The following is a 20,447-nucleotide window of genomic DNA, read 5'->3' as shown; positions in this document are numbered from 1 at the left end:
TGACGAGGATCGACCTTCCCGGTGTCGAGAGGGTCGATTCACGTCATCTCAGTGAGGGATCGACGAACGTCTCGGCGTAGTAGCCCGAGATGTGGTCGTGGGTTCTGGCGCGGGCGGATGCGGCATCCGCTCGCTGGATGGCCTCGACGATGCCGCGGTGCTCGCTGCGCAGTCGAGCGGAGGTCGCGTGCCAATCGGCGATGGTGGCGACGCCTTCGAGGGCGTACCCCTCGATGCCGCTCCGGAGCCCCGCCATCGTCGCGGTGATCACCTGGTTGCCGGATGCCTCGGCGAGGGCGAGGTGGAATGCGGCGTCGAGGGCGAGGAACTCGGTGGGCGCGAGATCGGGGGAGTCCATGGCATCGAGCAAGAGCTCGGCGGGAGCGAGGTCGGGTGCGCCGGTCGCGTTCGCGGTCGCGGTCGCATCGGCGTCCGAGGCCGCAGCGGCGTCGGCGAGGTCGCCGGCGACCGAGGTCTCGAGGATGAGGCGCGTGCGCACGATGTCGGCGACCGGGAACCCGCTCGCCGCGACCTGCAGGCGCATGAGCGCCGACATGCCGCCGCCGGGCGTCGCGATGATGATCGCCCCCGAGCTCGGACCAGAGCCCGCGGCGGTTCGGATGAGGCCGAGCACCTCGAGCACGCGCAGCGCCTCGCGCACGCTCGAGCGGCCGACGCCGAGTTCGGCCGAGAGGGCGCGCTCGCCGGGCAGGCGATCGCCGGGGCGCAGGGCGCCTTCGAGGAGTTGCGTCTCGATGTGCTCGAGCACGGTGCGCCAGGCGCGCGGGGTGTCGGATGTCTCAGCGCCCATGCCGATCGTCCTCTCCGCGTGCCTGTGGTCTGACCACAGTAGCATGTGTGGTCAGACCACAGGGAGGCAGTCGATGCGCGGTGCGGCTACGGCACGATGATCGCTCGGCCGCGCAGCGAGCCGTCGTGCAGCCGTCGGTACGCCTCGGGGGCCTCGTCGATCGGGAACACCTCGGTCTCCACCTTCACGAGCCCGGCGCGGGCCAGGTCGAACACCTCGAAGAGCTCCGCGCGCGATCCCCAGTACGGCGCCCGCACGGTCGAGTCGTAGGGGGCGCCGAGCATGCCGACCGGCAGCATGCCCGCACCGACGCCGACGATCACGTGGTCGCTCTCGACCCCTGCGACGCTGCGGCCGAGGTCGATCGTCGGCTGGATCGCGACGAAGTCGAACACCGCGGTCACCGGTCGTCCGCCCGTGGCCTCGCGGATCCGCTCCGCGGCGTCCGCGTCGGAGGCGAAGGCGTGATGCGCCCCGACCTCGCGGGCGAGTGCGAGCTTCTCCTCGCCCAGGTCGAGCGCGATGACTGTCGACGGGGTGATGGCCCGCAGGATCTGGATCGCGACGTGGCCGAGCCCGCCCGCGCCGATGACGACGGCGGTCGTGCCGGGTACGAGCTTCGGCAGCGACATCTTGATCGCGTGATACGGCGTGAGCCCTGCGTCGGTGAGCGCGACGTTCTGCACCGGGTCGAGGTCGCCGAGCGGCAGCAGGTGCCGATCGCTTCGCACGATCATGTACTCGGCCATCGCGCCGGGGGCGCCGAGCCCGGGAGGGGCGATGCCGAGTTCGGCCGCGCGCTCGCAGTAGTTCTCCTTGCCCTGGGCGCAGTGGTAGCAGCGGCCGCAGCCCTGCGGGCCGTAGACCGCGACCGAGTCGCCGATCGCCACGCCGGTGACGCCGTCGCCGAGCTTGTCGACGATGCCGGCTCCCTCGTGGCCGAGCGTGAGCGGTAGGCCGTAGGTGTACTGCTCCTCGGTCAGGCCCATCACGAAGCTGTCGGAGTGGCACGCACCGGCGGCGGTCACCTTCAACCGCACCTCACCCGGTCCGGGTTCGGGAACGTCGATCTCGACGACCTCCGGTGATCCGCCGATGGTCCGATACTGCACCGCTTTCATGGCACCCTCCCGTTCGCGTCCGGCGTCCAGTACGTCGGACGACTCCAGTCTTCTCCCCGGGGCTGAACGGTGCCGGTGAAGGACGGCGAGCGGATGCCGCGGGGTCAGTCCTTCGTCGGCCTGATGCGCACGCGGCCCCGGCCCGTCTCATCGAGTTCGACCACGCCGCCACGCGACTTCAGGAAATCGGTGAACGAGGCGAAGCCGAGTCGACGCTCCTGGAAGCTCGGGTCCATGCGCATCATCTGGTTCTTCACGGTGCTCGACGACTGCCATTCCTCGTCGTTCTTCGCGTGGAGCAGCTCGAGCGCCTTCAGCAGGAGTCGGCTCGGGTTGCGGGGGCTGCCCGGAGTGGTGTCGTCGGCCGGAGCGTGGTCGGTCGGCGCGACGAACTGCAGGGCGCGCGCAGAGGCGCGCTTCGCGGGAGGCTCGGGCGCCTCCGCCGTCTCCTTCGCCGGGGCCGGCTCGGCGGCGGCCTCTGCGACCGACTTCGTCGTCGCGCGACGGCGCCGGGTCGGAGCGGGGGCGGAGTCCGCGGCCGGCTCGGTCGCGGCGTCGGTCGACTCAGCGGCCGCGTCGCCCTTCGCCGGTGCGGCGGTCTTCGCACGGGTTCGCCGGCCCGTCGTCGGGGTCGTGGCCTCGGTCGCCTCCGCCGCGGCATCCGCTGCCTCTTCGTCGGAGACCGCCGCGTCCGTCGCGAGCAGGGTGTCGTAGTCGGCGTACTCGTCGCAGGCCGCGGTGAGCGCGCGGCTGGTGCCGCCCGCGACGCCGATGCCGACGACGTAGCGACCGAGCCGCTTGGCCTTCTGCGCGAGTGCCACGTAGTCGGAGTCGCCGGCGACGATCACGATGTGCGTGAGGTCGTCGATGCGGAACATGTCCTCCACGGCATCGACGGCAAGGCGGATGTCGGCGCCGTTCTTCGTCGCCGAGAGCGGGAAGAGCTGCACGAGGTCGACCGCTCGGTCGATGAGCTGCCCGCGGTAGCTCGCGTTGACGGGCGTCGACCAGTCGGCGTAGGCGCGCGCGATGGCGATGGTGCCGAACGTCGCCGCGAAGTCGAGCACGGCGTCGAGGTCGACGGTCGCCGCGGCGAGCTTCTTGGCCGTCTCCGATCCGGCGACGGGTGCTTTGCTCGTCGAGGTGTCCTTGCGGTACGCGCTGACCCTGCGCGAGCCGCCGTCGCCGTGCAGTTGGTCGTAGCGCGAGATGACGATGTTGTCGAAATCGAAGTACAGGGCCACACGGGGTTCTGCCGAGACGGGCATGAAGACCTTCCATCGAGGGTGTGCCTCCGATGCTACGCCCGTGGGCTGTGCGCGGTCCGGAGGCACCCCTCTCGTCACACGGGGCAACCGGGGAATACCGGCATCCGCTCGTCGTTGGGGTTCCTGTCGGCGGCGGGCGCTCGCGCGATCGCAGCCGGCGAACCGACCACCGTCCCGACCCTCGAGGAGTCAGCATGACCGAACCCGCCCAGACCGCCGACCGCGCCCGCATCGGTGCCTCCGACCTCGAGATCGCACCGCTCTCGCTCGGCACGAACGTCTTCGGCTGGACCGCCGACCGCGACGCGACGTTCGCCGTGCTCGACGCGTTCACGGTCGGCGGCGGCGACTTCCTCGACACGGCCGACGGCTACTCGGCGTGGGTGCCCGGCAACACGGGCGGCGACAGCGAGCGCCTCATCGGCGAGTGGATCGCGTCGCGCGGTTCGCGCGACGACGTCGTCATCGCTACGAAGGTGAGCACGCACCCCGACTTCACGGGTCTCTCGGCCGCGAACATCCGGGCCGCGGCGGATGCCTCGCTCCAGCGCCTCGGCACCGACGTGATCGACCTCTACTACGCCCACTTCGACGACGCCGACGTGCCGCTCGAGGAGACCGTCGGCGCGTTCTCGGAGCTCGTCGACGCCGGCAAGGTGCGGGCGATCGGCATCTCGAACTACACGCCCGAGCGCATCGACGAGTGGTTCCGGGTGACCGAGGCGAACGGCCTGCACCGCGCGGTCGCACTGCAGCCCCACTACAACCTCGTCGAGCGGGACTTCGAGTCGAACGGCCTGCGCGAGCGCGCCGAACGCGAGGGGCTCGCGGTCTTCCCCTACTTCTCGCTCGCGAAGGGCTTCCTCGCCGGCAAGTACCGCACCGAGGCGGATGTCACCGCCGAGGGCGCGAGCGTTCGCGCCGGCGGCGCGGCGCCGTACATCGGCGAACGGGGTGCCCGGGTGCTCGCGGCGCTCGACGAGGTCGCGGCCGGCCACGGGGCATCCGTCGCCTCCGTGTCGCTCGCATGGCTCCGTCAGCAGCCGACCGTCGTCGCCCCGATCGCCAGCGCGCGCACCGTCGAGCAGCTGGGCGACCTGCTCGCCTCCATCACGTTGGAGCTGAGCGGCGAGGAGCTCGGGGCCCTCGCAGCGGCATCCGCGTGAGGCCGGCGCGGCGACACGGCCGGCCTCCGGCCGAGTCGCCGCGATTCGCCCGGCGGCGCGTGCCATGATCTGGTGACGTCGCCGTCCGAGGCGACCTCGGAGGGGGTCGGCATGCGCGCGCACTGGTGGAGGCTCGACCCCGGAGGCGCCGTCGTCGGCCTGCTGGCCGCCGCGCTCTCGATGACTCCGTCGCTGCTGCCCAGGCCGGCGCTCTTCCAGGGCGCGATCACGGCGCTCGCGTTCCTCATCGGGTACGGCGTCGGGGTCGGCCTCTGGTGGATCGTGCGCCGCTTCGTCCGCTGGCGTCCGAAGCCCGAACACCGCCGCATCGCCTGGTGGGCGTACCTGGGGGTCGCCGTGGCACTCGCGATCGTGCTGGCCTTCGCCTCGATCGGATGGCAGAACGAGGTGCGCCGAACGGTCGAGCTGCCCGAGATCGACGGCTTCGACGGCCTGTTGTTCGTCGTCGGATTCGTGCCGGTCGTCGTCATCGGCATCGCCCTCGCTCGCGCCGAGCGACGACTCGGCACCCGGTTGTCCGCCCGACTCGGACGCGGCTGGGGCGTGACCGCGACGGTGGCGATCGTCGTCGCCTCGACCGTCGCGCTCGTCTCGGTCGTGATGTTCGGCCTCGACCGGCTCTACCTCGCGAACAACGGCCCGGCGGCCCCGTGGGTCACCGAGCCGATGAGCGCCTTCCGCTCGGCGGGCCCCGACTCCGAGGTCGAGTGGGATCTCGTGGGCCGGCACGGCACCGCCTTCCTCGGCGGCGGTCCGAAGGCCGCCGACATCGAGGAGCTCACCGGCAGGCCCGCGCTCGAGCCGGTGCGCGTCTACGTCGGGCAGGCGAACGCGCCGACCGTCGAGGAGCGCGCGGCCATCGCGGTGCGCGAACTGGAGCGCACCGGCGCGTTCGAGCGCGACGTGCTCGTCGTCGCCACGACGACCGGGTCCGGGTGGCTGGAGCCCCAGGCCGTCGACGCCGTCGAGTACCTCCACGGCGGCGACACCGCGATCGTGTCGATGCAGTACGCGTACACGCCGAGCTGGGTGTCGTTCGTGTTCGATCCCGATGCGCCGGTCGAGTCATCCGTCGCCCTGTTCGAGGCCGTGCGGGCGAAGTGGGAGACCCTGCCCGAGGCGAGTCGCCCGCAGCTCGTGGTGTACGGCCTGAGCCTCGGCGCGCACGGGACGCAGGAGGCGTTCGACGGCCTGGACGACCTGCGCGCGAACACCGACGGCGCGCTCCTCGTCGGCAGCCCGAACGGCGCGACGATGTGGCGCGAGCTCACCGACGGGCGCGATGCCGGCAGCCCGCAGTGGCAGCCCGTCGTCGACGGCGGACGCGAGGTGCGCTGGTTGTCGGTGCCCGGCGACTTCCACGCGCTCGGTCCGGACTGGGCGGGGCCACGCGTCGCGTACCTGCAGCATGCGAACGATCCCGTCACCTGGCTCGGCCTCGAGCTGATCTGGGCGGAGCCCGACTGGCTGACGCCCGGGGAGCGCGCCGACGAGGTCAGCGACTCGATGCGCTGGATCCCGGCCGTGACGGCGCTCCAGGTCGTCATCGACATGTTCATGGGCGAGAGCGTGCCCGCCAGCCACGGGCACAACTACGGCGACGTGGTGCTCGACGGCTGGCAGGCGGTCACGGGTGACGGCGGCCTCGACGCCGCCGCGATGGCGCGCATCCAGGGCGTGCTCGAGGGGTACGCGGAGGTGCAGCCCGTCGGCAGCGTCAGCGAATAGTCGTGCGACGGAGGCGGTTCGACCGTTAGGCTGCGATCGTCGGGTCCCGTGGCGGATTCGAGGCTCGGGGGAGCCGGTCCGATGGGGGAGGAACGCCATGCGCGTTGTCCGAGGTGCTGCCGTCGCGGCAGCGGTGATCATGGCCGTGGCACTCGCCGGTTGCGCGCCGGAACCGGAACCGTACGCACCCCGCGTCTCCGCCGACGGCCCGCCGCCCGGTGATGCGGTCGAAGGGGCCGAGGGGGGTCTCGATGACGCACTCGAGGCCCTGACGGGCGACATCGAGAAGATCCTCGAGGAGTCGGGCGTGCCGGGCGCCGCCGTCGCCGTCGTGCACGGCGAGGAGCTGCTGTACGCCGAGGGGTTCGGCGTGCGCGAGGTCGGCGAGGACGAGCCCATCGACGAGTCGACGGTGTTCCAGATCGCCTCGATGTCCAAGCCGATCGCAGCGACCGTGGTCGCCTCGCAGCTCGGCGACGAGCTCGCCTGGGACACTCCCGCCGCAGAGCACCTGCCCGGGTTCGCGCTCGCGGAGCCGTGGGTCACCGAGCACGTGACGGTCGGCGACCTCTTCGCCCACCGCTCGGGACTGCCCATGGCCGCCGGCGACTCCCTCGAGGACATCGGGTACGACCGCGACTACATTCTGGGCCACCTCGGCCTGGTGCCCCTCGACCCGTTCCGCACGACGTACAACTACGCGAACTTCGGGCTCACCGCGGGGGCGGAAGCGGTCGCGAACGCCGTCGGCACCGAGTGGGAGACCCTGTCGGAGGAGGCCCTCTACGAACCGCTCGGCATGGATTCGACGAGCTCGCGCTACGAGGACTTCCTGGGCCGAGAGAACCGGGCGACGCTGCACGCGCTCGAGGACGGCGAGTTCCAGCCCCTCTACGAGCGCGACGCCGACGCCCAGACGCCCGCGGGAGGCGTCAGCTCGAACGTGCTCGACCTTGCGAAATGGATGTCGCTGCTGCTCGGCGAGGGGACCTTCGCCGGCGATGAGCTCGTGCCTGCGGCGGAGCTGCTCCCGGCGCTCACGCCCGAGATCGTCTCGGGCCACGCCGGCGCACCCGACCTGCGCGCCGGGTTCTACGGCTACGGGTTCAACACCGGTACCGATCCGACGGGGCACACGACCGCCTCGCACTCGGGGGCGTTCTGCCTGGGCGCCGCGACGAACTTCCAGATCGTGCCGAGCCTCGGCCTCGGCGTCGTGGCGCTCACGAACGGCGGTCCGATCGGCGTGCCCGAGGCGATCGTCAGCACGTTCCTCGATCGCGTGCAGTTCGGCGAGGTGCACCGCGACTGGCTGGCCGACTACGGGCAGGCGTTCGCGCACTACTACGAGCCCGCGGGCGATCTCGCGGGCGAGGAGCAGCCGACGGATGCCGCGGCCCCGGGATCGCTCGACGAGTACGCGGGCACGTGGACGAACCCGTACTACGGCGATGCCGTCGTCGCGGTGGAGGGCGACGCGCTCGTGGCCAGGCTCGGTCCGGACGGCGGATACGAGCTCGAGCTCGAGCCGTGGAACGGCGACGAGTTCGCCTTCGTGCCGACCGGCGAGAACGCGCCCTGGGGGTCGAAGTCCTCGGCGACATTCACCGTCGGCGGTGGGGCCGACACGATGCGGCTGCAGTTCTTCGACGCCGACGGCCTCGGAACCTGGACCCGCTGACCCGTCGTCGACGACTCAGGCCCCGGCGGCCACCGCGTTGTGCAGCTCGTCGGAGCTCACGCCGAAGCGGCCGATGCCGCCGGCGATGTCGGTCAACAGCACGAAGCACACGCCGAGCGACGGCGTGATCCAGAACTCGGTGCCGGCCCAGCCGCCGTGGCCGTACGTGTCGCTCGCGAGCAGGCCCGGCGCCGAGTGCCGCACGTTCCACGTGAAGCCCCAGTCCTGGCCGCGGGCGGCGGGGTAGGGCTCGAGCTTCGGCAGCCCGGCCGTGAGCGGGCGCAACATCGCCGACGTCGTCACTCGCGAGACGAGCGATCCGTCGTCGCGGAGCAGCGCGCTGCCCACGGCGAGCAGGTCGTCGGCACGGCCGAGGAGGCCGGCGCCCGGATGCCGCTGCGAGGAGAACCTCGCGTAGTCGAGCCCCCGCTCGGCGGCCTCGACGGGGTCGTGGCGGCTGGCGTCGGCGTCGAACGTGAAGCCCGTCGCACCGACACGTTCGCCGACCGTCGCGACGGCTCGCTCCCACGGGGCGCCGGAGGCGTGCTCGATGAGCGCGGCGACGCCCTCGAACGCGATCGTCGAGTATCGGCTGACGGTGCCCGCGGCGAAGTCGCGCCCAGGTTCGAGCAGCCCGCGTCGGAGTCCCTGCGGGTGGTCCATCGCCGGCTCGACGATGCCCGAGGTGTGGCTGACCAGGTGGCGCAGGCGCACGACGTCGTCGCGGCCGGCGCCGAACTCGGGCACCGCGTCGGTGAGCGGGGTGTCGGGCGTGAGTCGGCCCTGCTCGATGAGCTGCAGGGCCGCGAGCCCGACGATCGGCTTCGTCACCGAGAAGAGCGGGTAGTGGTCGTCGACGGATGCCGCGCCGAACGCCTCGAGCGCCACGGTGCCCTCGGCCGTGGCGATGCCGAGCACGGCCGAGGGCAGCGGGCCCCGCTCGACGTTGCGCCTGGCCCAGTCGAAGGCGTGGTCGAAGATCGGCATGGTGGTCCTTCCGGGGGTGTTCGGGTGGAGTTCGGGTGCAGGGGCGGGCGGTCGTCGCGGCCGACGGGCCGAGCGCTCAGCTGCGCAGCACGACGTTGCGGGGCTCATCGCCCCGCAGCATCCGCTCGACCTGGTCGCGCACGAGCCGCGCCATGCGCGGCATCATCGCCGTCGAGGCGCCGCCGACATGGGGCGAGACGAGCACGTTCGGCAGGGCGAAGAGCGGGTGCCCGTCGGGCAGGGGCTCGGGTTCGGTGACGTCGAGGGCGAACCGCAGCCGACCGCGCGTGGCGTGGTCGATGATCGCATCGGTGTCGGCCACGCGGCCGCGGGCGATGTTCACGACGAGCGCGCCGTCGGGCAGTGCGCTGAGGAAGGCGTCGTCGACGAGGTCGGTCGTGGCCTCCGTCAGCGGGACGCCGACGATCACGATCTCGGCGTCGGGCAGCAGGGCGGGGAGCTCGTCGATGCCGTGGATGCGGCCGCGCTCGTCGGCGCGGGCGCGGCTCGCGACGCGCGTGACCTCGACCTCGAACGGTAGCAGGCGATCCTCGATGGCCTTGCCGACGCCGCCGTACCCGACGATCAGCACGCGGCGGTCGGCGAGGCTCGCGTGCCTGGCCGGCGCCCATCGCCCCTCGCTCGCCGCGCGCACGAAGTCGGGGATGCCCCGCTGGGCCGCGAGCACGAGGGCGAGCGTCAGCTCGGCGGTCGAGGTCTCGTGCACGGATGCCGCGTTCGCGTAGACGTGGCCCGGCGGCAGCGCCGCCGCGACATCGTCGTATCCGATGGACTGCGACTGCACGAGGCGGGTCGTCACGCCCTCGAGGGCGCCGAGCTTGGCCGATGCGCCCATGTACGGCGGAACGACGAGGTCGACGTGCTCGGCCGGGGCGGGGCCGGTGAGGTCCCACAGCACGACGTCGACGCCCTCGGGCAGGGGGCCGATCGCATCGCGCAGGGTGGCGCCGGGCAGGGACACGAGGAGGGCGGGCGCGTCGGTCATGCTGCGATCCTTCCAGAGCGGAGCGGAGGACTGGTAACGTCCCGCCCATGGACGACGACGGGGCGGGGCCGGCTGCCGGCACGGCGAGACCCGGCCATCGGAGCAAGCGCGACCGCTTCGCCGAGCGACCGGTCGAAGAGCGCGCGGAGGCGCTGAAGGAACGGGTCTACGCGACCTTCACGGGCCTCGCGATCGTGCTCGTGCAGCATGCGAACGCCGAGCACCTCACGGCGCAGCAGGCGACGCTCGCACTGCTCGTCGGCATCGTCGGCATCACCGCCGCCGGCTTCGTCGCAGACGTCGTCTCGCATCTCGCCGTGCACGCGGCATTCCCCGAGGGGGCCGAGTTCCGCAAGATGCTGCGGGTCTCGGGCGAGGCGCTGGCGTCGGCGTCGGTGCCGCTCATCCTGCTCGTGCTGGCGTGGTTCGACGTCATCGAGCTCGCGGCCGCGCTTCGGGCGGCGAGCATCGTCTACGTCGCGACGCTCGCCGCGATCGGCTACCTCGCGGTGCGCCGTACCCGACTGCTGTGGTGGCAGCAGGGCATCGCGCTCGTCATCCTCGTCGGTCTCGGCTTCGCGGTGATCGCGCTCCAGCAGCTCGCGCACGCGCACTGATCCATCCTCGAATCGGAGCGGACTCGGCGTCAGCGGGTGACCGGCTCGTATCGGCGCGGTGCGAACGCCCGCGCCACGAGTGCGCGCAGCGCCTCGAGGTCACCGTGCACGAAGCCCTGCGCGCGGGCCTGCACGAGCACGTTGCCGATCGCGGTCGCCTCGACGGGGCCGGCGAGCACCGGGATGCCGGCACGGTCGGCGGTGCGCTGGCAGAGCAGTTCGTTGAGCGCTCCGCCGCCGACCACGTGGATCGTCTCGACGTCGACGCCCGAGAGCAGCGATGCGGTGCGCACGGCGCCGGCGAACGCCTCGGCGAGGCTCTCGACGATCGACCGTGCGAACTCGGCGCGGTTCGCGGGCGCGGCGACCCCCCGCTCCGCGCACCACTCGGCGATGCGGCCGGGAAGATCGCCCGGCGCGAGGAAGCGCGGGTCGTCGGCGTCGAAGACGGCGACGGGCCCGGTGACCGATGCCGCCGCCGCCAGGAGCTCGGCGAGGTCGATGCGTGCACCGTCGCGCTCCCACCAGCGCACCGACTCCGACAGCAGCCAGAGGCCCATGACGTTGTGCAGGAACCGCACGCGGCCGTCGACGCCGCCCTCGTTCGTGAAGTTCGCCGCGCGCGCGGCATCCGTCGTCACCGGCTGCTCGAGCTCGACGCCGACGAGTCCCCACGTGCCGCACGAGATGTAGGCGGCCGACTCCGCGCGCATGGGCACCGCGACGACCGCCGAGGCGGTGTCGTGCGAGCCGACGGCGACGACCTCGATGCCCGCGGGGGCGCCGAGCTCCGCGGCGACGGCGGCGCGCAGCGGGCCGAACGACTCCCCGGGGCTCACGAGCGGTGCGAACACGGATGCCGGGAGCCCGAGCCGCTCGATGAGCTCGTCGTCCCATTCGCCCGACTCGACGCCGACGAGCCCCGTGGTCGAGGCGTTCGTGCGTTCGGCGAGGCGCGCGCCGGTGAGCTGGAATCCGATCAGGTCTGGCACGAGCAGGAGCGAGTCGGCGACGCCGAGACATCCGTCGGGCGCATCCCGCTCGGCGGCGAGCTGGTAGACCGTGTTGAAGGGCAGGAACTGCAGGCCGTTGCGTCGGTAGAGCTCGTCGAACGGCACGACGGCGTGCACGGCCTCGACGCCGCGGTCGCTCCGCCCGTCGCGGTAGTGGAACGGCTCGCCGAGCATGCGGTCGCCCCGGAGCAGGCCGTAGTCGACCGCCCACGAGTCGATGCCGATCGAGGCCGTCGACGGGTCGCGCCGGAACGCCTCGGCGAGGCCGGCGCCCAGGTCGCGGGAGAGGCCCGTGACGTCCCAGTGCAGGCCGGAGGCGAGGCGCACCGGTCCGTTCGCGAAGCGCGCCACGTGGTCGAGCGCGAGCGTGCCTGCACGGCCGTCGACATGGCCGAGGATGACGCGACCGCTCGTCGCCCCGAGGTCGACGGCCGCGACGGTGCCCGCGCCCTCCGCGCTCATCGCAGGAAGGCGGCGGCGACGCCTGCGTCGACCGGGATGTGCAGCCCGGTGGTGTGGCTGAGCTCCGGTCCGGTGAGCACGATGACCGCGTTCGCGACGTGCTCGGGCAGCACCTCGCGCTTGAGGATCGTGCGCTGGGCGTAGAACCTGCCGAGGTCCTCCTCCTCGATGCCGTAGGTCTTCGCGCGGTTGGCGCCCCACCCGCTGGCGAAGATGCCCGAGCCGCGCACGACGCCGTCGGGGTTGATGCCGTTGACCTTGATGCCGTACTCGCCGAGCTCGACGGCGAGGAGGCGCACCTGGTGGGCCTGGTCGGCCTTCGTCGCCGAGTAGGCGATGTTGTTCGGACCCGCGAAGACCGAGTTCTTCGAGGAGATGTAGACGATGTCGCCGCCGAGGCCCTGGTCGATGAGCACGCGTGCGGCGGCCTTCGACACGAGGAACGAGCCCTTGGCCATGACGTCGTGCTGCAGGTCCCAGTCGGCCTCGGTCGTCTCGAGGAGCGGCTTCGAGAGTGAGAGGCCCGCGTTGTTGACGACGAGGTCGAGGCCGCCGAAGGCGAGCACCGCCTCGTCGATCGCGGCCTGCACGGCCGCGCCGTCGGTCACGTTCGCCGCGACGCCGATCGCGACATCGGTGCCGCCGAGCTCGGCGGCGGCGGCCTGCGCCTTCTCGAGGTCGAGGTCGGCGATGACGACGCACGCGCCCTCGGCCGCGAGCCGCGTGGCGATGGCCTTGCCGATGCCCGACGCTGCGCCCGTCACGAGCGCGATGCGGCCGGCGTGCGGCTTCGGCTTCGGCATCCGCTGGAGCTTGGCCTCCTCGAGGGCCCAGTACTCGATCGCGAACTTCTCGGCGTCGCCGATGGGGGAGTAGGTCGAGAGCGCCTCGGCGCCGCGCATGACGTTGATCGCATTGACGTAGAATTCGCCCGCCACGCGAGCGGTCTGCTTGTTCGCGCCGTAGCTGAACATGCCGACACCGGGCACGAGCACGATGAGCGGGTCGGCGCCGCGGATCGCGGGGCTCGAGGCATCCGCGTGCGCGTCGTAGTACGCCTGGTAGTCGGCTCGGTACGCCTCGTGCAGCTCCGTGAGACGCGCGACCGAATCCTCGATGCTCGCCGAGGCCGGCAGGTCGAGCAGCATGGGCTTGACCTTGGTGCGCAGGAAGTGGTCGGGGCAGCTCGTGCCGAGCGCGGCGAGCGCGCCCGACTTCGAGCGGGCGAGGAAGTCGAGCACCTCGGGCGCGTCGGTGAAGTGGCCGACCATGGGCCTGTCGTGGCTCGCGATGCCGCGCACCGTTGCGGCGAGGGCGGCGGCCTTCGCACGGCGCTCGGTCTCCTCGAGCGGCTCGTACGCGGGCACGACGGCACCGAACGGCTCGGCCGCGCCGTGCTCCGCGATGTACGCGGCGGCGGTGTCGATGATCCAGAGGGAGTTCGCCTCGGCCTCTTCCGAGGTGTCGCCCCACGCCGTGATGCCGTGCCCGCCGAGGATGCAGCCGATCGCTGCGGGGTTCGCCGCCTTGATCGCGGCGATGTCGAGTCCGAGCTGGAAGCCGGGGCGGCGCCACGGTACCCACACGACCTTGTCGCCGAAGATCTTCGCCGTCAGCTCCTCGCCGTCGGCCGCGGTCGCGATCGCGATGCCGGAGTCGGGGTGCAGGTGATCGACGTGGGCCGCGTCGACGAGGCCGTGCATGGCCGTGTCGATCGACGGGGCCGCGCCGCCCTTGCCGTGCAGCGTGTAGTCGAACGCGGCGACCATCTCGTCTTCGCGCTCGAGGCCCGGGTAGACGCCCTCGAGCGCGCGCAGGCGATCGAGGCGCAGCACCGCGAGGCCCTGCTCGGTGAGCGTGCCGAGGTCGCCGCCCGAACCCTTGACCCACATGAGCTCGACGGGCTCGCCCGTGACCGGGTCGGTCTCGGTGCCCTTGGCCGAGGTGTTGCCGCCCGCGTAGTTCGTGTTCTTCGGGTCGGCGCCGAGGCGGTTCGACCGCGCGATGAGGTCTGCTGCTGCCTGGTTCGTCATGAGGAGGTTCCTTCGGTGGTGCGGAGGGTGGTCGTCGGGAGGGTCAGGCGCCCCAGCTGGCCTGCACGCCGCCGACGCGGTCGGCGGCGATCTGCTGAAGGTAGCCGGATGCCGCGAAGGCGGCCATGGGGTCGGCGGGCAGGCCCCGCGACTCGCGCCATTCGGCGAGGGCCGGGCGCACGTCGGTGTAGAAGGCGTCCATGAAGATGCGGTTGGCCTCGAGCACGTCGCCCGACACCTGCGCGGCGCGGAGCGCCTCGGTGTCGACGAGGAGGGCGCGCGCCGTCATCTCCTGCACGTTCAGCACCGAGCGGATCTGGCCCGGCACCTTGTCCTCGACGTTGTGGCACTGGTCGAGCATGAACGCGACGTCGGGATTGTTCAGGCCGCCGCCGCGGATGACCTCGAAGAGGATGCGGAACAGCTGGTAGGGGTCGGCCGCGCCGACGATGAGGTCGTCGTCGGCGTAGAAGCGCGAGTTGAAGTCGAACGAGCCGAGCTTCCCGAGCCGGAGCAGCTGCATGACGATGAACTCGATGTTCGTGCCGGGAGCGTGGTGGCCGGTGTCGAGGCAGACCATGGCCTTGTCGCCGAGCGCGGAGACCTGGGCGTAGGAGGTGCCCCAGTCGGGAACATCGGTGTGGTAGAACGCCGGCTCGAAGAACTTGTACTCGAGCACGAGGCGCTGCTCGTCGCCGAGGCGGGCGTAGATCTCCTGCAGCGACTCGTGCAGGCGGTCCTGGCGGCCGCGCAGGTCGGCCTGGCCCGGGTAGTTCGAGCCCTCGGCGAGCCAGATCTTCAGGTCGCGCGAGCCGGTCGCGTGCATGATGTCGATGCACTCGAGGTGGTGGTCGATCGCCTTGCGCCGCACGCCGGCGTCTTCGTGGGTGAGGGCGCCGAACTTGTAGTCGTCGTCCTGGAAGGTGTTCGAGTTGACCGTTCCGAGTTCGACGCCGTGCTCCTCGGCGTGGGCGCGGAGGGCCGAGTAGTCGTCGACCTTGTCCCACGGGATGTGGAGGGCGACGACCGGGGCGAGCGCGGTGAACTTCTGCACCTGCGCGGCATCCGCGATCTTCTCGAAGGGGTCGCGGGGGGTGCCCGGCGTCGCGAAGACCTTGAAGCGGGTGCCCGAGTTGCCGAACGCCCAGCTCGGGAGTTCGATCGACTGCTGCTCGAGCTGGCCGAGGACGTCGGTGGGGAGGATGCTCACGATGGCTCTTTCCGGTTCTGGTGCGTGTTCAGTCGTGCGTCGCCGAGTGCTCTGAGTCGAGCGCGGCGAGTTGGTCTTCGAGGTGGAACACCTCGGGAAGTCGTGGGGCGGACTGGTCGGGGCGTCCGCCGAGGGAGATGAAGAACCCGGCCATGTCGGCCTCCCACGTTGCGGTGCGGGGATCGAGTTCGAGGGCCGCCTGCGACGCGGCGTCGTCATCGGTCTCGTAGTAGCCGATGAGCAGGCCGTCGTCCCGCAGGAAGAGCGAGTAGTTGCGACGACCGGATGCCTCGATGGCGCGCAGCATCTCGGGCCAGACGGCCTCGTGGCGGGCGCGGTACTCGTCGAGGCGAGCGGGGTCGACCTGCAGCTGGAAGCAGATGCGCACGGTGGCGTTCGCCTCGCTCATGGCCTGCTCCGTCCTTCGGTGGATCTGCGGTACTTCCGCGTAATGAATCGTTTCAATGCTAGGACCGGGGCACGGATTCCGCAACTGCCCGCGCGGTGCGAATCCGGCTCCTTCGTTCGGCTCGGCGCGATGCCGGGAACGGGTTGGGGCCCTGCGCGTCGACAAGCGCGCGCAGAGCCCCGCGATCGACTAGAAGTCGAAGTCGCCGATGTTCTCCGCGTCGAACACGTAGGGGTCGCCGAGGAGCACGACGCCGTCGGCGCCGACCGTGTACTCGCCGAGCTTGCCCGCGTCGAAGGTGTCACCCTCGGCGCCCGTGATATCGCCCTCGATGAGCGCCTTCGATGCGAAGGCGGCCAGGTAGCCGAGGTCGGCCGGGTTCCACAGGGCGAACGCCGTGACGGTGCCGTCCTCGACGTACTCGCGCATCTGGTTCGGGGTGCCGAGGCCGGTCAGCGCGACCTTGCCCTGGTACTCCGAGGTCTGGAGGTAGCGCGCGGCGGCCGCGATGCCGACCGTGGTCGGCGAGACGATGCCCTTGAGGTTCGGGTGGGTCTGCAGCAGCGCCGCGGTCTTGTCGAACGAGGTCTGGTCGTCGTCGTCGCCGTAGACGACCTCGACGAGCTCGATGTCGGGGTGGTTCGCAGCGAGCTCCTCCTTCATGAGCTCGATCCAGGCGTTCTGGTTCGTGGCGTTGGCCGAGGCCGACAGCACGGCGATCTCGCCCGCGTCGCCGATCTGCTCGGCGATGAGGTCGACCTGCACCTTGGCGATGCCCTCGGAGTCGGCCTGGTTCACGAACAGGTCGCGGCAGTCCGCGTTGGTGTCGGAGTCGAACGTGACGACCTTGACGCCGGCGTCGCGCGCCTCGTTGAGGGCGTCGCAGATCGCCTTCGGGTCGTTCGCGGAGACCGCGATCGCGCCGACGCCCTGCTGGGTGAGCGTGTTGATGTAGCTGACCTGGCCGTCGGGCGTCGCCTCGGCGGGGCCGACCTCGGCGAAGGTGCCGCCGAACTCCTCGATGGCCTCCTCGCCGCCCGCGTTCGACGTGTCGAAGTACGGGTTGCCGAGGTTCTTCGGCAGGAAGGTGATCGACAGGTTGCCGCCGTCGCCCTCCGCGCCATCGGAGCCGGAGTCACCGGCTGCGCAGCCGGTCGCGACGAGGGCGACGCTCACCGCGAGCGCGGCGAGGGCGGCTGCCCGGGTCTTCTTCTGAAACAACATCGTTGTTCGTCCCTTCATATGGATGGCGTCGATGACCTGGTCGCATCGACGATGGTGCGGTCTGGTTACCCTGCTGTGGAGACCTCGACGCGCGGTTTCCCTCCTGGGGCCTGGCGCCGCGTTCGCAGCCAGGCCAGGAAGCTCGACGACACCACCGAGATCACGAGCAGCGCCCCGGTGATGATGTTGATGACGTCGGAGGTGACGTTGGCGAGCCGCAGCGCGCTCGCGAGCACTCCGATCAGCAGCACGCCGGCGATGACGCCGTGCAGCGCGCCGCGGCCGCCGAACACGCTGACTCCGCCGAGCACGACGGCCGCGATGACCTGCAGCTCCATGCCGGTCGCGTTGTCACCGCGGGCGCTGCCGAAGCGCAGCGTGTAGTAGATGCCGGCGAGCGCCGAGACGAGGCCCGCGAGCACGAACAGGATGAACTTCGTGCGCCCCACGTCGACGCCCGAGAAGGCGGCGGTCTCCTTCGAGAGGCCAATCGCGTAGATGCCGCGACCGAACGGGGTGAAGTGCAGCAGCACCGCGAAGACCACGAGCAGCACCAGGAACGGGATGATCACGAGCGGGATGCCGGTGGTGCCGAGCTTCGCCTTCGCGAGGTCCGTCCAGAACTCCGGGAAGTCGGTCACCGCGGTCGTGCCGAGGAGGCCCACGGCGAGACCGCGGAACAGTGCGAGCGTTCCGATCGTGACGGCGAGCGACGGCAGGCCGACCACCGTGACGAGGAATCCGTTGATCGCGCCGCCGACGCCGCCCACGAGGAGCGCGATGAGGGCCGCGATCTCGAACGGCATGCCGCCCTGGGTCAGCACGCCGGTGACGACGCTCGAGAGTCCGACGACGCTCGCGACCGAGAGGTCGATCTCGCCGGTGATCATGATGAGCGTCATCGGCAGGGCGATCAGGAGGATCGGCGTGACGTCGAGGATCAGGTAGGTCAGCGTGATCGGCTGCCCGAAGCCCCGCACCGTCATCGATGCGACGATCACGACGACGATGAGGAGGGCGATGATGGCCATCTCGCGAGTGAGCAGCACGCGCTTCCACAGCGGCTGGTCGTAGTCGCGGTACCGCCGCACCGATGCCGGAGCGGGCGTGGTCTGGGTGATGCTCGACATCAGCTGTCGTCCCTTGCCTCGATGAGCTTGCGTTTCGCGCGCACCGCGAGCACGCGGTCGAGCACGATGGCGCCGATGATGAGCACGCCGACGACGGCGCGCTGCCAGAAGTCGGGGATGCCGAGGATCGGCAGTGCCCGGTTGATCGTGAGCAGGAGCACCGCGCCGATGGCCGCGCCCCAGACCGAGCCGACGCCGCCGACGATCGCGACGCCGCCGATGACGGCTGCGCCCACCGCGTCGAGCTCCCAGCCCGAGCCGGCCTGCGAGTTGATCGTGCCGTAGCGAGCCGCGTAGAGCACGCCGCCGAGGCCGGCGAGGGCGCCCGAGAGCACGAACGCGGTGAGCAGGCGCCGGGTGACCCGGAGTCCGTAGAGCTCGGCCGCGGCCGGGTCGGAGCCGATCGCGTAGAACTCGCGGCCGCCGCGGGTGTTCTTCATGTACCAGCCGGCGATGACGAGCACGACGAGCGCGATGATCGTCAGGATCGGGATCGTCAGGAACTGCTCTGTGCCGAGTGCGAGGAACGGCTTCGGCAGGTCGGAGGCGTTGATGCGGTCGCTGCCCGTCCAGAGCACGTTGATGCCGCGGTACGCGTAGAGCGTGCCGAGTGTGATGACCATGGCCGGCACCTTGGCGAACGCCACGAGGGCGCCGTTGATGAGGCCGAGCACGCCGCCGAACGCGACCGCGATGACGAAGACCACGATGATGGGTATGCCGGGGATGTCGATGAACAGCCGACCGGTGAGGTAGGCCGTCAGGCCGAGCACCGAGCCGACCGAGAGGTCGACGTTGCGGGTGATGAGCACGATCGCCTGGCCGACCGCCACGAGCACGAGGATCGACGGGGTGAGCAGGAGGTCGCGCCATCCGTCTGCGCTGAAGAGGAAGTTCGGGTTCGCGGCAGTTGCTGCGATCACGACGATCACGAGGGCGAGGAGGATCCCGAGTTCACGGGCCTTGCCGATCGCGCCGAGGCGTTTCGTCACGTTGGAGGCGGGGGTCGGGGTGGTGGTCGCGGTGCTCACGAGTGCTGCTCCTCGGCGTGGGTCGCGGCGAACATGACGTTCTCGGATGTCGCGTCGGCTCGGTCGATCTCGGCGGTGATGCGCCCCTCGCGCATGACGAGCACGCGGTCGGCCATGCCGAGCACCTCGGGCAGTTCGGACGAGATCATGAGGATGCCCATGCCCTGCCCGGCGAGCTCGGAGAGCAGGCGGTGCACCTCGGCCTTGGTGCCGACGTCGATGCCGCGGGTCGGCTCGTCGATGATGAGTACGGTGGGCTCGGTCGCGAGCCACTTGCCGAGCACGACCTTCTGCTGGTTGCCGCCCGAGAGGGTTCCCGCGACGGTGCTGAGCGCGTTCGTCTTGACCTCGAGCCGGCTCGCCCAGACTCGGGCCGCGCGGTTCTCGAAGCCCGAGGTGATGATGCCGAACCTCGCGAGCTGCGAGCGGATGGCGAGGGTCGTGTTGCGCGAGACGCTCGAGTCGAGCACGAGCCCCTGCTTGCGGCGGTCCTCGGGAACGAGGGCGAGGCCGAGGCGCATCGCAGCGGTCGGGCTCTTGGCGGGCACGGGCCTGCCGTTCAGCCGCACGGAACCGGCCTGGTAGTGGTCGACGCCGAAGATCGCACGGGCGACCTCGCTGCGCCCGGCGCCGACGAGCCCGGCGAGGCCGACGATCTCGCCGGCGCGCACGGTGAGGGAGATGTCGTGGAAGATGCCGGCGCTCGTGAGGCCCTCGACCTCGAGCAGTGGTGCGCCGATCGTGGTCTCCTGCTTCGGGAAGAGCTCGGTGACGTCGCGGCCGACCATCTGGCGCACGATCTCGTCGACGTTCGTGTCGGAGATGCGGCTCGTGGAGATGTACGCGCCGTCGCGCATGACGGTGACGGTGTCGCAGAGGTCGAAGACCTCGTCGAAGCGGTGCGAGATGAAGATGATGGCCCGGCCCTCGTCGCGCAGGCTCCGCGCGATCTGGAAGAGGCGGTCGACCTCGACACCCGAGAGCGCTGCGGTCGGCTCGTCCATGATCAGGACCTTCGCGTCGAGCGAGATGGCCTTCGCGATCTCGATGACCTGCTGGTCGGCGATCGAGAGGCCGTCGGCCGGGCGGTCGGGGTCGATCCTGACGCCGAGGCGCTGGAAGAGGCCGTCGACCTCGGTGCGCATGGCCTTGCGGTCGATGCGGCCGAACCGGCCGACGGGCTGGCGGCCCATGAAGACGTTCTCGGTGACCGAGAGGTCGGGGAAGAGCGTCGGCTCCTGGTAGATGACGGCGATGCCCGCGGCCTTCGAGTCGGCCGTCGAGGTGAAGTCGACCTCGGTGCCCTCGAGGCGGAACACGCCGGCGTCGCGGCGGTAGAGACCGGCGACGATCTTCACGAGCGTGGACTTGCCTGCGCCGTTCTCGCCGACGAGGGCGTGGATCGAACCGGCGTCCACCTCGATGGTGCCGGAGCGGAGGGCTACGACGGAGCCGAACGACTTCTGGATGTCGCGGAGTTCGAGCGCCGGAGCGGGCTCGGGAGCGCCGGGGGGAATCGTCATTGATCT

At 71.1% G+C, this 20,447-nt stretch carries 17 protein-coding genes; 4 read left to right on the top strand and 13 right to left on the bottom strand.

Features of this window, described 5'->3' with window-relative positions; translation table 11 throughout:
* Window positions 1-43: 43 nt before the first annotated feature.
* The 3 genes from ACFTQE_RS04500 to ACFTQE_RS04490 all read right to left on the bottom strand — a co-directional run bounded on the left by ACFTQE_RS04500 (window position 44) and on the right by ACFTQE_RS04490 (window position 3,200).
* Window positions 44-811 (bottom strand): FadR/GntR family transcriptional regulator, encoded by a 768-nt coding sequence (locus ACFTQE_RS04500; RefSeq protein WP_376923939.1) that lies wholly within the window; start codon window positions 809-811, stop codon window positions 44-46.
* Between the two features lie 86 nt (window positions 812-897).
* A complete protein-coding gene (locus tag ACFTQE_RS04495) occupies window positions 898-1,932 on the bottom strand; it encodes an NAD(P)-dependent alcohol dehydrogenase (RefSeq protein ID WP_376923938.1) in 1,035 nt (344 codons plus the stop codon).
* Between the two features lie 104 nt (window positions 1,933-2,036).
* The gene (locus ACFTQE_RS04490) at window positions 2,037-3,200 is read right to left on the bottom strand and encodes an NYN domain-containing protein (RefSeq protein ID WP_376923937.1); all 1,164 of its coding nucleotides are present in this window, start codon (window positions 3,198-3,200) and stop codon (window positions 2,037-2,039) included.
* Between the two features lie 194 nt (window positions 3,201-3,394).
* Between ACFTQE_RS04490 and ACFTQE_RS04485 the strand changes: the two genes are divergently transcribed.
* From ACFTQE_RS04485 to ACFTQE_RS04475, 3 genes are all read left to right on the top strand, one after another.
* Window positions 3,395-4,366: an aldo/keto reductase gene (locus tag ACFTQE_RS04485; RefSeq protein ID WP_376923936.1), complete on the top strand. Its 972-nt coding sequence runs from the start codon at window positions 3,395-3,397 to the stop codon at window positions 4,364-4,366.
* Between the two features lie 111 nt (window positions 4,367-4,477).
* Complete coding sequence (locus ACFTQE_RS04480) at window positions 4,478-6,115, top strand: alpha/beta hydrolase (protein ID WP_376923935.1); 1,638 nt, start codon at window positions 4,478-4,480, stop codon at window positions 6,113-6,115.
* 97 nt (window positions 6,116-6,212) lie between these two features.
* Window positions 6,213-7,796, top strand: a complete 1,584-nt coding sequence (locus ACFTQE_RS04475; protein WP_376923934.1) for a serine hydrolase — start codon at window positions 6,213-6,215, stop codon at window positions 7,794-7,796.
* 15 nt (window positions 7,797-7,811) lie between these two features.
* Here ACFTQE_RS04475 and ACFTQE_RS04470 read toward each other — a convergent pair whose 3' ends face one another.
* On the bottom strand, window positions 7,812-8,783 hold the full coding sequence (locus ACFTQE_RS04470; RefSeq protein WP_376923933.1) for a serine hydrolase domain-containing protein: 972 nt from the start codon (window positions 8,781-8,783) through the stop codon (window positions 7,812-7,814).
* A gap of 76 nt (window positions 8,784-8,859) precedes the next feature.
* Window positions 8,860-9,789, bottom strand: coding sequence for a 2-hydroxyacid dehydrogenase (locus ACFTQE_RS04465; protein WP_376923932.1), 930 nt, complete (start codon window positions 9,787-9,789; stop codon window positions 8,860-8,862).
* 47 nt (window positions 9,790-9,836) lie between these two features.
* Between ACFTQE_RS04465 and ACFTQE_RS04460 the strand changes: the two genes are divergently transcribed.
* Window positions 9,837-10,406 (top strand): hypothetical protein, encoded by a 570-nt coding sequence (locus ACFTQE_RS04460; RefSeq protein ID WP_376923931.1) that lies wholly within the window; start codon window positions 9,837-9,839, stop codon window positions 10,404-10,406.
* A gap of 29 nt (window positions 10,407-10,435) precedes the next feature.
* Here the strand turns inward: ACFTQE_RS04460 and ACFTQE_RS04455 are convergent, their stop codons facing one another.
* The 8 genes from ACFTQE_RS04455 to ACFTQE_RS04420 form a co-directional block, all read right to left on the bottom strand.
* Window positions 10,436-11,881, bottom strand: a complete 1,446-nt coding sequence (locus tag ACFTQE_RS04455) for a rhamnulokinase family protein (RefSeq protein WP_376923930.1) — start codon at window positions 11,879-11,881, stop codon at window positions 10,436-10,438.
* A complete protein-coding gene (locus ACFTQE_RS04450; RefSeq protein ID WP_376923929.1) occupies window positions 11,878-13,914 on the bottom strand; it encodes a bifunctional aldolase/short-chain dehydrogenase in 2,037 nt (678 codons plus the stop codon). Before ACFTQE_RS04450 ends, ACFTQE_RS04455 begins: the two co-directional genes overlap by 4 nt.
* Before the next feature lie 43 nt (window positions 13,915-13,957).
* Window positions 13,958-15,124, bottom strand: a complete 1,167-nt coding sequence (gene rhaI, locus ACFTQE_RS04445; RefSeq protein ID WP_376923928.1) for an L-rhamnose isomerase — start codon at window positions 15,122-15,124, stop codon at window positions 13,958-13,960.
* A 28-nt stretch (window positions 15,125-15,152) separates the two neighbouring features.
* The gene (locus tag ACFTQE_RS04440; RefSeq protein WP_376923927.1) at window positions 15,153-15,533 is read right to left on the bottom strand and encodes an L-rhamnose mutarotase; all 381 of its coding nucleotides are present in this window, start codon (window positions 15,531-15,533) and stop codon (window positions 15,153-15,155) included.
* Between the two features lie 189 nt (window positions 15,534-15,722).
* A complete protein-coding gene (gene rhaS, locus ACFTQE_RS04435) occupies window positions 15,723-16,757 on the bottom strand; it encodes a rhamnose ABC transporter substrate-binding protein (protein ID WP_376923926.1) in 1,035 nt (344 codons plus the stop codon).
* 65 nt (window positions 16,758-16,822) lie between these two features.
* Window positions 16,823-17,887: an ABC transporter permease gene (locus ACFTQE_RS04430; RefSeq protein WP_376923925.1), complete on the bottom strand. Its 1,065-nt coding sequence runs from the start codon at window positions 17,885-17,887 to the stop codon at window positions 16,823-16,825.
* Window positions 17,887-18,918 carry an ABC transporter permease gene (locus tag ACFTQE_RS04425; RefSeq protein WP_376923924.1) on the bottom strand — a complete coding sequence of 344 codons (1,032 nt, stop codon included), beginning with the start codon at window positions 18,916-18,918 and terminating at the stop codon, window positions 17,887-17,889. Before ACFTQE_RS04425 ends, ACFTQE_RS04430 begins: the two co-directional genes overlap by 1 nt.
* Window positions 18,915-20,441, bottom strand: a complete 1,527-nt coding sequence (locus ACFTQE_RS04420) for a sugar ABC transporter ATP-binding protein (protein WP_376923923.1) — start codon at window positions 20,439-20,441, stop codon at window positions 18,915-18,917. Before ACFTQE_RS04420 ends, ACFTQE_RS04425 begins: the two co-directional genes overlap by 4 nt.
* Between the last annotated feature and the right edge of the window lie 6 nt (window positions 20,442-20,447).

The organism is Agromyces sp. NPDC056965 (assembly GCF_042673425.1).
In the GTDB taxonomy this organism is placed as follows: Bacteria; Actinomycetota; Actinomycetes; order Actinomycetales; family Microbacteriaceae; genus Agromyces.
The sequence above is the reverse complement of the archived record's forward strand: the minus strand, read 5'-3'. Positions and strand labels throughout refer to the sequence as shown.

Coding starts and splice junctions, on each gene's coding strand:
- ACFTQE_RS04500 (WP_376923939.1), bottom strand. CDS start 811: ATGGGCGCTGAGACATCCGACACCCCGCGCGCCTGGCGCACCGTGCTC.
- ACFTQE_RS04465 (WP_376923932.1), bottom strand. CDS start 9,789: ATGACCGACGCGCCCGCCCTCCTCGTGTCCCTGCCCGGCGCCACCCTG.
- ACFTQE_RS04455 (WP_376923930.1), bottom strand. CDS start 11,881: ATGAGCGCGGAGGGCGCGGGCACCGTCGCGGCCGTCGACCTCGGGGCG.
- ACFTQE_RS04450 (WP_376923929.1), bottom strand. CDS start 13,914: ATGACGAACCAGGCAGCAGCAGACCTCATCGCGCGGTCGAACCGCCTC.
- ACFTQE_RS04490 (WP_376923937.1), bottom strand. CDS start 3,200: ATGCCCGTCTCGGCAGAACCCCGTGTGGCCCTGTACTTCGATTTCGAC.
- ACFTQE_RS04430 (WP_376923925.1), bottom strand. CDS start 17,887: ATGTCGAGCATCACCCAGACCACGCCCGCTCCGGCATCGGTGCGGCGG.
- rhaS (WP_376923926.1), bottom strand. CDS start 16,757: ATGTTGTTTCAGAAGAAGACCCGGGCAGCCGCCCTCGCCGCGCTCGCG.
- ACFTQE_RS04440 (WP_376923927.1), bottom strand. CDS start 15,533: ATGAGCGAGGCGAACGCCACCGTGCGCATCTGCTTCCAGCTGCAGGTC.
- ACFTQE_RS04460 (WP_376923931.1), top strand. CDS start 9,837: ATGGACGACGACGGGGCGGGGCCGGCTGCCGGCACGGCGAGACCCGGC.
- ACFTQE_RS04480 (WP_376923935.1), top strand. CDS start 4,478: ATGCGCGCGCACTGGTGGAGGCTCGACCCCGGAGGCGCCGTCGTCGGC.
- ACFTQE_RS04420 (WP_376923923.1), bottom strand. CDS start 20,441: ATGACGATTCCCCCCGGCGCTCCCGAGCCCGCTCCGGCGCTCGAACTC.
- ACFTQE_RS04470 (WP_376923933.1), bottom strand. CDS start 8,783: ATGCCGATCTTCGACCACGCCTTCGACTGGGCCAGGCGCAACGTCGAG.
- ACFTQE_RS04495 (WP_376923938.1), bottom strand. CDS start 1,932: ATGAAAGCGGTGCAGTATCGGACCATCGGCGGATCACCGGAGGTCGTC.
- ACFTQE_RS04485 (WP_376923936.1), top strand. CDS start 3,395: ATGACCGAACCCGCCCAGACCGCCGACCGCGCCCGCATCGGTGCCTCC.
- ACFTQE_RS04475 (WP_376923934.1), top strand. CDS start 6,213: ATGCGCGTTGTCCGAGGTGCTGCCGTCGCGGCAGCGGTGATCATGGCC.